The sequence below is a fragment of the Herbaspirillum rhizosphaerae genome, from assembly GCF_046025915.1.
GTDB lineage: Bacteria > Pseudomonadota > Gammaproteobacteria > Burkholderiales > Burkholderiaceae_D > Herbaspirillum > Herbaspirillum rhizosphaerae_A.
On sequence record NZ_JAQQFR010000008.1, the window covers coordinates 113872 to 126368 of the forward strand.

11 protein-coding genes are annotated in these 12497 nt (G+C 57.7%); 7 read left to right on the top strand and 4 right to left on the bottom strand.

Going from position 1 to position 12497, the window contains the following annotated elements; genetic code table 11:
- The first annotated feature begins 24 nt into the window (after positions 1–24).
- Positions 25–2454 (top strand): penicillin acylase family protein, encoded by a 2430-nt coding sequence (locus tag PQR63_RS13635; RefSeq protein WP_408168434.1) that lies wholly within the window; start codon positions 25–27, stop codon positions 2452–2454.
- 110 nt (positions 2455–2564) lie between these two features.
- On the opposite strand, the gene PQR63_RS13640 is transcribed toward PQR63_RS13635, so the two are convergent.
- Genes PQR63_RS13640 through PQR63_RS13650 form a run of 3 tightly spaced genes read right to left on the bottom strand, consistent with a single transcriptional unit; the run spans position 2565 to position 6128 of the window.
- Positions 2565–3455 (bottom strand): AEC family transporter, encoded by an 891-nt coding sequence (locus PQR63_RS13640; RefSeq protein WP_408168435.1) that lies wholly within the window; start codon positions 3453–3455, stop codon positions 2565–2567.
- A 15-nt stretch (positions 3456–3470) separates the two neighbouring features.
- Positions 3471–4061: a response regulator transcription factor gene (locus PQR63_RS13645; RefSeq protein WP_408168436.1), complete on the bottom strand. Its 591-nt coding sequence runs from the start codon at positions 4059–4061 to the stop codon at positions 3471–3473.
- A gap of 51 nt (positions 4062–4112) precedes the next feature.
- Positions 4113–6128 carry a PAS domain S-box protein gene (locus PQR63_RS13650; RefSeq protein WP_408168438.1) on the bottom strand — a complete coding sequence of 672 codons (2016 nt, stop codon included), beginning with the start codon at positions 6126–6128 and terminating at the stop codon, positions 4113–4115.
- A gap of 216 nt (positions 6129–6344) precedes the next feature.
- Here PQR63_RS13650 and PQR63_RS13655 point away from each other — a divergent pair, with 216 nt between their 5' ends.
- From PQR63_RS13655 to PQR63_RS13665, 3 genes are all read left to right on the top strand, one after another.
- The gene (locus tag PQR63_RS13655) at positions 6345–7349 is read left to right on the top strand and encodes a TRAP transporter substrate-binding protein (RefSeq protein ID WP_408168439.1); all 1005 of its coding nucleotides are present in this window, start codon (positions 6345–6347) and stop codon (positions 7347–7349) included.
- 118 nt (positions 7350–7467) lie between these two features.
- Positions 7468–8028: a TRAP transporter small permease gene (locus tag PQR63_RS13660; RefSeq protein WP_408168589.1), complete on the top strand. Its 561-nt coding sequence runs from the start codon at positions 7468–7470 to the stop codon at positions 8026–8028.
- Complete coding sequence (locus tag PQR63_RS13665; RefSeq protein WP_408168440.1) at positions 8025–9305, top strand: TRAP transporter large permease; 1281 nt, start codon at positions 8025–8027, stop codon at positions 9303–9305. The genes PQR63_RS13660 and PQR63_RS13665 overlap by 4 nt, the downstream gene beginning before the upstream one ends.
- A 374-nt stretch (positions 9306–9679) precedes the next feature.
- Here the strand turns inward: PQR63_RS13665 and PQR63_RS13670 are convergent, their stop codons facing one another.
- Positions 9680–10327: a VOC family protein gene (locus PQR63_RS13670; RefSeq protein WP_408168441.1), complete on the bottom strand. Its 648-nt coding sequence runs from the start codon at positions 10325–10327 to the stop codon at positions 9680–9682.
- Positions 10328–10408: 81 nt separating this feature from the next.
- On the opposite strand from PQR63_RS13670, the gene PQR63_RS13675 reads away from it, so the two are divergent.
- The 3 genes from PQR63_RS13675 to PQR63_RS13685 all read left to right on the top strand — a co-directional run bounded on the left by PQR63_RS13675 (position 10409) and on the right by PQR63_RS13685 (position 12487).
- The gene (locus PQR63_RS13675) at positions 10409–10906 is read left to right on the top strand and encodes a methylated-DNA--[protein]-cysteine S-methyltransferase (RefSeq protein WP_408168591.1); all 498 of its coding nucleotides are present in this window, start codon (positions 10409–10411) and stop codon (positions 10904–10906) included.
- Entirely contained in the window at positions 10896–11930 is a 1035-nt protein-coding gene (xerD, locus tag PQR63_RS13680) for a site-specific tyrosine recombinase XerD (RefSeq protein WP_408168442.1), read from the top strand. The genes PQR63_RS13675 and xerD overlap by 11 nt, the downstream gene beginning before the upstream one ends.
- 62 nt (positions 11931–11992) lie before the next feature.
- Entirely contained in the window at positions 11993–12487 is a 495-nt protein-coding gene (locus PQR63_RS13685) for an aminoacyl-tRNA deacylase (protein ID WP_408168443.1), read from the top strand.
- Positions 12488–12497 lie beyond the last annotated feature (10 nt).

The window sequence follows — 12497 nt, forward strand, 5'->3', positions numbered from 1 at the left end:
AAAAAACAAAGATGGAGACAAGAGATGTCAAAACTGAAACCACTCTCGCTGGCCTTGCTGCTAACCGGTTGTGCGGCCATGTCGCTGGCGCACGCCGCGGCCAACGATGCTGCTACAGAAACTCTGCGCGTTGCCGGCCTGTACAAGAAGGCCGAAATCCTCATCGACAAATGGGGCGTGCCGCACATTTACGCCGCCAGCCAGACCGATGCCTTCTTCGTGCAAGGCTTCAACGCCGCGCGTGATCGCCTGTTCCAGATCGACCTGTGGCGCCGCCGCGGTCTCGGCCAATTGTCGGAAGTGTTCGGCCCCGCGTACGTAGCCCAAGACCAGGCCACGCGCCTCTTCCTTTACCGCGGCGACATGCAGCGCGAATGGGATTCCTACGGCAAAGAGTCGCAGCGCGTGGCGACCGCCTTCGTCGCCGGTATCAATGCCTACGTCGATTTCGTGACCGCCCATGCGGAGCGTCTGCCCTATGAATTCAAACAACTTGCCTATCTGCCCGCCAGATGGCAGCCGGAAGACGTGGTGCGAATCCGCAGCCATGGCCTGACCCGCAATCTGACCAGCGAAGTCGCGCGTGCCAACGTCGCCTGCAAGGCCGATCTCAAGTCCGATGAAATCCGCTTCGGCCTGACACCGAAATGGGAAGCGACGATGCCCGAAGGTCTCGATCCTTGCTTGCCGAAAGACTTGCTCAAGGTATTTCAGCTAGCCACGCAAAACGTCAAGATCACCAAAGATAGTCTGAATGCCCGCGCGGATGATCATGGCGACAGCATCCAGATCGCCGCCGCCGAAAACCTTGAAGAAACCATGGAAGGCAGCAACAACTGGGTGGTCGCGCCGTCGAAATCCGCCACCGGTCGCGCCATTATGGCCAACGATCCGCATCGCGCCTATTCCGCGCCTTCGCTGCGTTACATCACACACCTGAGCGCCCCCGGGATGAATGTCATCGGCGCGGGTGAGCCGGCTTTGCCCGGTATCTCCATCGGTCACAACGGCACCATCGCTTTCGGCCTCACAATTTTCAATATCGATCAGGAAGATCTCTACGTCTACGAGCTCAATCCCGACAACCCGAACGAATACAAATACCAGGGCAAGTGGGAGCCCTTCACCGTGTTGCGTGAGCAGATCGAGGTCAAAGGCGGCGCGCCGGTCACTGCCGATCTGACCTTCACGCGCCACGGCCCGGTGATCTTTGTCGAGAAAGAAAAGAACCGCGCCTTCGCCGTCCGCTCGGGCTGGCTGGAGCCGGGCATGTCGCCTTACTTCGGCAGCATCGACTACATGCGCGCGAAGAATTTCAAAGCCTTCAAACGCGCCATGCTCAACTGGGGCGCACCGACTGAAAACCAGGTCTACGCCGACGTCAAAGGTAACATCGGCTGGGTACCCGGCGGCCTCGCGCCCAAGCGTCCCAACTGGGACGGCCTGATGCCGGTGCCGGGTGACGGTCGTTATGAGTGGAACGGATTCTGGAGCGGCGATCAACTGCCGTCGACCTACAATCCAAAGAAGGGCTGGTTCGCGTCCGCCAACCAGATGAACCTGCCGGACGACTATCCGTATCAGGAACGCAAGCTCGGTTTTGAATGGACCAACAACTCGCGCTTCACACGCATCAGCGAAGTGCTGGCGTCGCTGAAAAAAGTGTCGTTGAAGGACTCCATGCGTTTGCAAAACGACGACTTGTCGATCCCTGCACGCCGTCTGGTGACATTGCTCAAGCCACTATCTTCATCCGATGCGCAGACACAGGCGGCACTGAATGTTTTCAATGGCTGGGATTATGTGGAGCGCGTCGACTCGCCGCAAGCCGCGCTGTATGAGGTCTGGCTCACGCGCCATCTCGGCAAAGCCTTCAAGGACGCAGTATTGAGCAAGGACGCAGCCGCCGCCATGGGTGCGCCGGATGTCGCCGTCGTGCTCGACACCCTGGAGCAGCCGCAGACCCGACTGGGCGCCAATGGTGCTGATGCAACGAAGAAGCGTGACGAGATCATGCTCACCAGCCTCAGCAGCGCGTATGCCGAAATGGTCAAATTGCAAGGCGGCGACGCCAGCAAATGGCAATGGGGCAAGCTGCACCACAACCTGATGGAGCATCCGCTGGCAGGCGTAGTCGACGACGCGACACGCGCAAGGCTAAACGTCGGCCCGTTGCCGAAACATGGCGGCGCCTACTCGCCGAACCAGTCGACGTATCGTCCCAGCGATTTTCGCCAAACCAACGGCCCGTCGTTTCGCGTCGTGGTCGACGTCGGCAACTGGGACAAGTCAGTGGCAGTTAATTCTCCGGGACAATCGGGTGATCCGGACAGTCCGCACTATCGCGATCTGGCCGAAAAATGGCTGAATGGCGAATACTTCCCGCTGCTGTATTCGCGCAAGGCAGTGGAGAAGGCGACGACGCAAAGGATCGTGTTGGAGCCGAGCAGGTAAGCTGGTTGTAGAGCGTAGTCAACACGAAGCCGCCGTTCCGGTTTGTGCCGGAGCGGCGGCATTGTTTTGGGAATCGAAAGAAAGCGACTACAAAGCGATTGATGCCGCAGTCAATGCACCAGCGTCAGCCAAAACGGAATTGTCACCGCCGACATCAGCGTGCCGAGTGAAATCAGGAAGGCCGTCACAGGCCCGTTGCCGCCCATGCGTGCGGCGAGGATGTAGCAGCTTGATGCTGTCGGCAGCGAGCAGAACAGCACGACGATTTGCAACTGCAGCTCCGGCAGGCCCATCCAGCGGCCGAGGAAATAAGCAACAGTCGGCACGGCCAGTAATTTGATGGCGGTGAAATAAGCCGACATCAGTTTGCCTTCACGCATGCCCGACAGACGCAATCCTGCGCCCACCATCAACAAGCCTAGCGCTATCGAGGCGCTGCCCAGTCGCGACAAGACGGCGCCGGCGACTTCCGGCAAGGTCAGGCCGCAGATGCTGAACAACAAGCCTGTGCCGGTGGCGATCAACAGCGGATTCTTGCCGAGTTCCTTGAGCAGATTGCCGCTGCGATGCGCCAGTGCGTGCACCGCTGCCATATTACAGAGCGGAACGCCAAAGCCGATCAGCAGCGCCATCAGTCCCACGCCTTCTTCACCAGCCAGACGCGAAGCGAGGGCCAGTGCGATGTAGGAGTTGAAGCGGAAGGCTGTCTGCATGCCCGACTCGTAGGTCATCGGACTGGCTTTGATGAAGGGTTTGCCTATCCATGTCAACGCGATGCCGGCCAGCAGCGCCAGCACGCCGACCTGCAGGAACTTGCCGGTAGTTTCCAGATGCAGTTGCAGGCGCGCGGTCGAGTAAAACAGCAGCGCCGGAAACAGCAAGTAGTACACCATCTTTTCCATGCCGGCCCAAAAGGCGTCGCCCCAATTGGTGATGCGGTAAATAATCACGCCCATCAGGATGAGCGTGAAATCGGGAAGCAGGAGCGAAATAACTTGCATGGTGTTCTGATTTTTTTACTTGAGAAGACGCGCCAGTTCGACCGCAGTCTTGACGTTCATCTTGTCGAAAATATGGGCGCGATGGACTTCCACGGTGCGCATGCTGATGCCGAGTTCGTCGGCGATGATCTTGTTCATTTTGCCGGCCAGGATCAGGTCCAACACTTCGCGCTCGCGGGTCGACAGCGCTTCCAGCCGTGCGCGTACGGCATCCTGTTCGCCGGTTGCCAGCGATGCCTGCAGTGCTTCCAGCACGCGGTCCATCAGCTGGTTGTCGTTGAACGGTTTTTCAAAGAAGTCGAAGGCGCCGTTCTTGAGCATGTCGACCGCCATCGGCACGTCGCCATGACCGGTAAGGAAAATCACCGGGCGCCGCCGTGTAATGCCGCGGTTCTTCAGCGTGTCGAACAGGGCAACGCCACTCTGATCCGGCATGCGTACGTCCAGCAGAATGCATTCGCCTTGCGGGTCGAAGTCGCCGGCCTGTTCCATCGCCGCTAGAAATTCCGCGCCGCTGGCGTAGGCGGTCGCTGCGATGGCGCGCGATTGCGCCAGCCATGTGAGCGAGTCGCGAATGATTTCTTCGTCGTCAACAATGTGCAGCATCGGATGAATGAGTTTGCGATGCTCTGCCTCGGCGAGCGTCTTTGTTTTTATTCAATTGGTGGAACCCTGTGCAGGCAGGGAGAAGCGGAAGATTGTACCTCCTGTGGGATTGTTGGCATAGGTCAGTGTGCCGCCGTGGAATTCGATGGTGGTGCGGCAGATGTTCAGACCCATGCCCATGCCTTCGGCCTTGGTCGAGAAAAACGGTGAAAACAGACCTGCCGCTACCTCCGGTGGAATCCCGTGGCCCTGGTCGATCACGGAGACGATGATCGCCTGCTGGCTGGATTGTGACGACGAGGTATTGCGATCCAATGCGGCGGTAATGCGCAGGATGCGGCGCTCCGGCGCGATGGCGGCCATCGCCTGGATGGCGTTGCGGGTCAGGTTCAGCAAGACTTGTTCGAGCAGCACGGCGTCGCCCAGCACGTTGGGCAAATTGGCGGGGATGGCCGTTTGCAGCACCACAAGGAATTGTTGTGCCTGTAGTTCAATCAACGGGGTGACGTTGTCGACGATGCTCTTGATCGAAATCGGCTGACGTTCCGGCTCGCGCTTCTTGACGAATTGGTGCACGCTGCGGATTACGTGGCCGGCACGTTGGGCCTGAGTGTTGATTTTTTCCAGCGCAGGTTGCAGCGAGGCGGGATCAAGCGCGCCGTTCTGCATCATATTGAGCGCGCCGGTGGTGTAGCTGGAGATGGCCGCCAGCGGTTGGTTCAGCTCATGCGCCAGCGTCGAGGCGATTTCACCCATGCTGGCCAGACGCGCGCTGGCTTGCAGTTTTTCTTCCTGCATGCGGTTGAGGTCTTCGGCGCGCTTGCGGTCGGTGATATCGAGGATGGAGCCCATCCAGCCGGTTTGCTTGCCGTTTTGGTCCACCAGCGGCGACTCAAAAATCAGGACAGGAAAACGTTCGCCGTCGATGCGCTGGAAGATGGTTTCGAATTGCGGCGTGACGCGTCCGGCCAATACGTTGGAGAAGCGTTCCTGATATTCATCCATGGCTTCCGGTGCCCAGTAGGGCATCGGCGGGATCTTGCCGACCAACTCGTTGGCGGAAATGCCGACCATTTTGCAGAAGGCCGGATTGACGTAGGTGATGCGGCCCTCCAGATCGCGTGCGCGCATGCCGGTCACCAGGGAGTTTTCCATCGCGCTGCGGAAAGACACTTCGTTGACCAGCGCGTCTTCGGCTGTCATGCGGCGGTTGATGTCGCGCCACAGCGCCCACAGGCTCCACAGCAAGCCCAGCGACAGTACGATGACCGAGCCGACCAGCAGATTCGGCAGCAGCTTGGGTGCGCTCTTGGTGCTGTTGGTGTGCAGACGCAGGGTCAGGCCGGGCAGCTCCAGTTCGCGGCGATGGGTGTAGACGTTTAACCCGGGGCCGCCGGCGGTGCGGCGCGCCACGACTTTGTCATCGGTGTCGGTGAGGACGATTTCATTGTCCTGAGCAAACCACCACGGCACCATTTCATTGAGCACGCGCGAGACCGAGTAGCTGGCGACGACGCTGCCGATGTAATGGTTGTCGCGAAACAAGGGGATGTGATAGTCCATCAAGACCGGCTCGGCGATGCCGGGCGGTACAGCAGGTGCACTGTAGAGCGGGCGGCGAATGGTGCGGGAATGCTCTTCGGTTTGCTGTGACGGCACCGACAGCGCATTGCGCGCGACCGGAAAATCGTCGGTCGACGCCATGGGTTTGCCGTCGACATTGAACCAGGTGACGCGATAGAACTCGCGGTTGTTGCGCAGCAGTGCGTTCAGGCGGGTGCGGAATTGTTCTTTTTTCAGATGCTCGCCGACGATCTCACGCGCAATAAGTCGCATGCTTTCATCATCGCGGCTGAGCTGGAATCGAATGGCCTGTTCGACCCATAGCGAGTCGGCAATCAGTTGTTCCTGCCGCTCGCTGGATTCCATTTGCTGTGCCTGGCGCGGCAGCCAGATCAGTGTCATCAGGAACAGCAGCACCAGCAGGATGGGCATGACCCAGCGCAGCAGATGCCGACGTCCAGGGGACAGCAAGTGAGAGGGCGAGGAAATTTGCGGCGTGGTCATGGCGCCCTGTATTGTCAATGAAGGTGAAGTGCGCCTAGTTTAGCGTGCTTACGCGGCGGTGAGATGAGCGGAGATGAGTAGAAACAGGCAGAGAAAATGTTGCGGCGCGTCATGCAAATTGTGGTTATCCACACTTGTAGCGTAATTCCTTCATGGCAAAATGCGCTCAAGTCAAAATTATGACCACCTATTTCTATAACCAAAAAGGGGACGACAATGAAGCTCAAATCATTGGTATTTGCACTTTCCGCAGCAACCATCATCGCCGGCAATGCATTCGCACAAGCGCCGATCATCATCAAGTTCAGCCACGTCGTTGCCAACGACACGCCTAAAGGCAAGGGCGCGGAGCGCTTCAAGGAACTGGCCGAAAAGGCGACTAAAGGCCGCGTGAAGGTTGAGGTCTATCCGAACAGCACGCTGTACAAGGACAAGGAAGAGCTGGAAGCGTTGCAACTGGGCGCAGTACAAATGCTGGCGCCATCGCTGGCCAAGTTCGGTCCGCTGGGCGTGAAAGAATTTGAAGTATTCGACCTGCCGTACATCTTCCCGAGCAAGGAAGTGCTGTATCGCGTGACTGAAGGTCCGATCGGCAAGGATCTGTTCAAGAAGCTGGAGCCGAAGGGCATCACCGGTCTGGCCTATTGGGATAACGGTTTCAAGGTCATGTCGGCCAACAAGCCGCTGCACGTGCCTGCCGATTTTCGCGGCCTGAAGATGCGTATCCAGTCCTCCAAGGTGCTGGACGCGCAAATGCGCGCACTGGGCGCCAACCCACAAGTACTGGCCTTCTCCGAGGTGTATCAGGCGCTGCAGACCGGCGTGGTCGATGGCACCGAGAATCCGCCATCCAATCTCTACACCCAGAAAATGCATGAAGTGCAGAAGCACGTGACCGTCTCCGATCACGGCTACCTGGGCTATGCAGTCATCGTCAACAAGAAGTTCTGGGACGGTCTGCCACCTGATATCCGCACTGCACTCGAAGGCGCGATGAAGGATGCCACCAAGTACGCCAACGCCATTGCACAGCAAGAGAATGACGCTGCGCTGGCTGCCGTGCAAAAGACCGGCAAGACCACCATCTATCGCCTCAACGACAAAGAAAAAGCCGAATGGCGTAAAGCCCTTGCGCCAGTACAAGCGCAAATGTCTGATCGCATCGGTAAGGACCTGATCGCAGCAGTGAACAAGGAAGCTGCTGCACTGGGTCAGAAGTAAGTCGGTAATCGGTCAGAAATAAGAGTTCCAAAAAAGTCCGGCGCAGGTTCGTCCTGCGCCGGAGCGCTGACAGGGCGGGGCAAGTTTGACTTTTCCTTCCCATTGAGGAGACACGATGTTGAAATTTCTCGACCACTTGGAAGAGTGGCTCATTGCATTTCTGATGGCGGCCGCAACCGTCATCATCTTCATAGCGGTGGTGCACCGTTATGCTTCCGGTTTACCGATTCCCTGGCTGCAGGATGAACTGATCCAGATCAACACCAGCTGGGCGCAGGAATTGTGTATCTACATGTTCGTCTGGATGGCTAAATTCGGCGCAGCTTATGGCGTGCGTACCGGCATCCACGTTGGCGTCGATGTGCTGATCAATCGCATGGATACGCCATGGCGCAACAAGTTCGTCGTGTTCGGCCTGCTCGCCGGTGCTTTGTTCACTGGTATTGTCGGCACGCTGGGCGCTGAGTTCGTGTGGGAAATCAGTCAGCATTCCAGCACCTCCGAAGTCATGGAAGTACCGATGTGGATTGTCTACATGGCGGTTCCGCTGGGTTCGTATCTGATGTGTTTCCGTTTTCTCCAAGTGGCCTGGGCTTTCATCAAAACCGGTGAATTGCCTAAACATGACCACGCTTACGTCGAAGGCCTGGACGAAGAAATCAAGGGAGAAAAAGTATGAACGCAGCCATTATCTTCATCCTGCTGTTCGGCTTGATGCTGACCGGCATGCCGATCTCGATTTCGCTCGGCCTGACGGTATTGACCTTCTTGTTCACGATGACCGATGTGCCGATTCAGTCGGTGGCGTTGAAATTGTTTACGGGTATCGAAAAGTTCGAAATCATGGCGATTCCGTTCTTCATCCTGGCGGGTAACTTCCTTACCCACGGCGGCGTAGCGCGGCGCATGATCAACTTCGCGACGTCGATGGTCGGTCACTGGCACGGTGGTCTTGCACTAGCAGGCGTCATGGCTTGCGCCTTGTTTGCCGCAGTGTCCGGTTCGTCGCCGGCAACCGTGGTGGCGATCGGTTCGATCATTTTGCCGGCGATGACACGTCAGGGTTTTCCCAAGAAATTCGGTGCAGGCGTGATCACCACATCGGGCGCACTGGGCATCCTGATTCCGCCGTCGATCGTGATGGTGATGTATTCGGTCTCGACCAATACCTCCGTAGGCAAGCTGTTCATGGCCGGCGTTGTCCCTGGCTTGATGTTGGCGATCCTGCTGGGTCTGACCACCTGGTATCTGGCGCGCAAGCATAATTATCCGCGTCTGCCGAAGGCAAGCTGGGGTGAGCGTGCTGCGGCGTTCCGCAAGAGTGGCTGGGGTCTGTTCCTGATCGTGATCGTGATGGGCGGTATCTACACCGGCGTGTTCACGCCGACGGAAGCGGCAGCGATGGCGGCGGTGTATGCCTTCATCATTGCGGTGTTCGTCTACAAGGATATGAGCCTGAAACAAGTGCCGAAGGTCTTGCTGGATTCCGCCTCGATGTCGGCGATGCTGCTGTACATCATCACCAACGCGGTGCTGTTCTCCTTCCTGGTGACCAGTGAAAACATTCCGCAAGCGATGGCATCGATGATCACCGACAGCGGTCTGGGCCCGATCACCTTCCTGCTGGTGGTGAACGTGCTGCTGCTGTTGGCCGGTAACGTGATGGAGCCGTCTTCGATCGTCCTGATCATGGCGCCTATCCTGTTCCCTGTGGCGATGAAGCTGGGCATCGATCCGGTGCACTTCGGCATTCTGATCGTGGTCAACATGGAAGTCGGCATGTGTCATCCACCGGTTGGCCTGAATCTGTACGTGGCGTCCGGTATCACCAAGATGGGGATCACCGAACTGACCGTGGCAGTCATGCCGTGGCTGCTGACGATGCTGGTGTTCCTGGCGCTGGTGACCTATGTGCCGCAGATTTCGCTGTGGTTGCCGAATCTGGTATTTGATTGATGCAATTGCCGCCAAGGCCCGTAGAATGGGGTTTTTGGCGGCAAAGTTGTTTTATTGAAATGTTGTTTAAAAGTATGTTTTTCGTTTGCGCAAAAAATACTTTTAATGCAGGACGAGTACTGTTAAAGTGCGACCTTCGTCTGAAAAGACAACGAGATTTTTAGTCGTGGCTTGGTAACGATGTTGTTGTTCTTCATGCTTTAAAAACAGAATTTAAAGTGGGTGATACATAACAAACGGTATTAATACCGAGGATACTGAGGAGACGTGGGTTCAAGAGACTGTTAAAACGGCCGGAACACACAGGGGTTAGTTTGAGGCGCATCGAGAGATGCGCCTTTTTTATTTTGTGCGTCGGGATTTTGCCAGTGTATTCAGCCCGACAGCCCAAGCGGATGCATCCCGGTCGGCGTCTGTATCAGCGCCAGCAGATGCGATGTTTGTCCTGCCGCCGGCTGATGCATCGCAATCTGGCTTTGCAGGCCGATCAGATTGAGGTTTTTCGTAATGACTTCGGCCTCCGGATGAAAACCTTCCAGCTTGACCAATGAGCAACCCAGATCCTGCATGTTGTCGGTCGGATGGCTGGAGGTGCTCCACTGGATCAGGCTGGGCATCACGCCATTCATCACCAGCTTGCCGTCCAGCGGGATCGTAATGCGCCATTGCAGTGCACCGCGGCTCATGTCCTCTACGGGGCCGAGCGGGATATCCGATGCCGCTGCAGCCGCATCGATGTCGTCTGTGCGCACCACCCAGCTTGCCAGGCGCGGCTTGCTCCCTGTGGGCAGATGATCCAGGCCGAACCAGCGGGCGCGTTCTGCCGGCGGCGCAGCCGGGTTGATCGCAATCACTTCCAGATAAAATCCACGTCCCAGTTTCAGCAAGGCATTGTGTGTGCCCAGGCGGACATGTTCGCCGCCGGCTTGTGGCGACACGCCCAGCGTTTGTCCGATATAGGCAATCCCTTCGGCGAGGGTCGCGGCAGTGATGACGAGGTGATCGGCGTGGCTGACTGGCATGGGCGTATTGTTCTTCCGTAGGATTGGCAGGGACCGGCGGCGATGTGCTTAAATAGCGTATTCCATTTATGTGTCTGAATGATGAAGAATACTCAGGCGGGCGATATTTTTTCTGCCATCGTACACGTACCCTTCGGCGGCGTCGGCATTCGTACCTCAGCGGGCGTGATTCAAGAGATGGTGTACCTGCCCAAACACTTCCACGAAAAAGACGCTACCGATGCGCTGGCCGACAAGGCCGCCAAGCAGATTCTGCGTTACATCGACAAGCCGGACTACCAGTTCAAGCTGCCGCTGGCCGAGACCGGCTCCGAATTCCAGCGCAAGGTCTGGACCGCCATCTCGTCGATTCCGCGCGGTGAAGTACGTACCTATGGTCAGATTGCCAAGTTCATCCGGTCGGCGCCGCGCGCGGTCGGGCAGGCTTGCGGCGCCAATTGGTTTTCGCTGGTGATTCCCTGCCACCGCGTGACGGCAGCGGGCGGACTCGGTGGTTTCTCGCATCACGACGACGAAGACGGTTTTCCCTTGAGCGTAAAGCGTTGGTTGCTGGCGCATGAGGGTGTCGATGGCTATTGACGCAGAGAAGCTGGCCAATCCCGCCAAGCCGGTCAAGACGACCAAGGCAGTCAAACCAGCAAGCAAGCCAGCCAAGCCTGAACCGAAACCTCGTAAGGTCGCCACAGGTAAAGCCCCGAAGGTCGAGGCCACCGGCGCCAGCCTGGCTGCCATCGATGAATTTTGCGACACACTATGGCTGGAAGACGGCCTCGCCAAAAATTCGCTGGAAGCTTACCGGCGTGACATGACGCTGTTTGCACATTGGCTGCAGACGCAGCGCCACAAGGATTTGCTGGCGACGACAGCGGACGATCTCAATGCCTACTTTGCGGCGCGCCATGGCGATACCAAGGCCAGCTCAGCCAATCGCCGGTTGGCAGTACTCAAACGTTTTTTTCTGTTGGCTCTGCGCCAGAATCGGATTACGGAAGATCCCTGCCTGCGCTTGAAATCGGCCAAGCAGCCGCCGCGGTTTCCCAAGGTATTGTCGGAAGGCCAGGTTGACGCCTTGCTGGCGGCGCCGGACGTTTCCACGCCGCTGGGACTGCGCGACCGTACCATGCTGGAGCTGATGTATGCCAGCGGTCTGCGCGTCTCTGAGCTGGTGTTGCTGAAATCGGTGGAAGTCGGCATGAACGAGGGTGTGTTGCGGATCACCGGCAAGGGTAATAAAACGCGTCTGGTGCCTTTCGGTGAGGAAGCCCGGAGCTGGATCGAACGTTATCTGCACGACGGCCGTCCGCTGATCCTGGAGGGCCAGATCGACGATGCCTTGTTTGTCACCGCACGGGGCGGCGCCATGACGCGTCAGATGTTCTGGACGCTGATCAAGAAATACGCGATGCGGGGAGACATTCGGGCTCCCTTGTCGCCACACACCTTGCGCCACGCATTCGCCACGCATCTGCTCAATCACGGCGCCGACTTGCGCGTGGTGCAGCTGTTGCTGGGGCATGCGGATATTTCCACCACACAGATTTACACGCACGTGGCACGGGAGCGACTGAAGAAATTGCACGCCGAACATCATCCTCGCGGTTGAGCGGGGCGAAATAAAAGTGATGGCATAATGTGCGCCAACTCCGGGTTCCGCAAGCGTATTAAATGAGCTCCAAAAAAGACCATATCTCCGAAACTCCCGCCACGCAGTTCTTGCGCAAGCAGGGCATTTCCTTTACCGAACATCCTTACCCTTACGAAGAGCATGGCGGCACCAGCGTGTCGGCGCGCGAACTGGGTGTGGACGAGCACAGCGTGGTTAAGACGCTGGTGATGCAGGACGAGGCTGCCAAGCCCATGCTGGTGCTGATGCATGGTGACCGCAAAGTTTCGACCAAGAACCTGGCGCGGCAGATCGGCTGCAAGTCGGTGGAGCCTTGCAAACCTGAGGTGGCTAATCGCCATTCGGGCTTCCTGATCGGTGGCACCTCGCCGTTCGGTACACGCAAGACCATGCCGGTGTACGTGGAAGGCAGCATCCTTGCATTGCCGAAGATTTACATCAATGGAGGACGGCGCGGCTTCCTGATCGGCATTGCGCCGGAGGTGATTACCAAAGTCTTGCCCAGCAAACCTGTACACTGCGCGCTGGAAGAATAAAGAAGCAAAA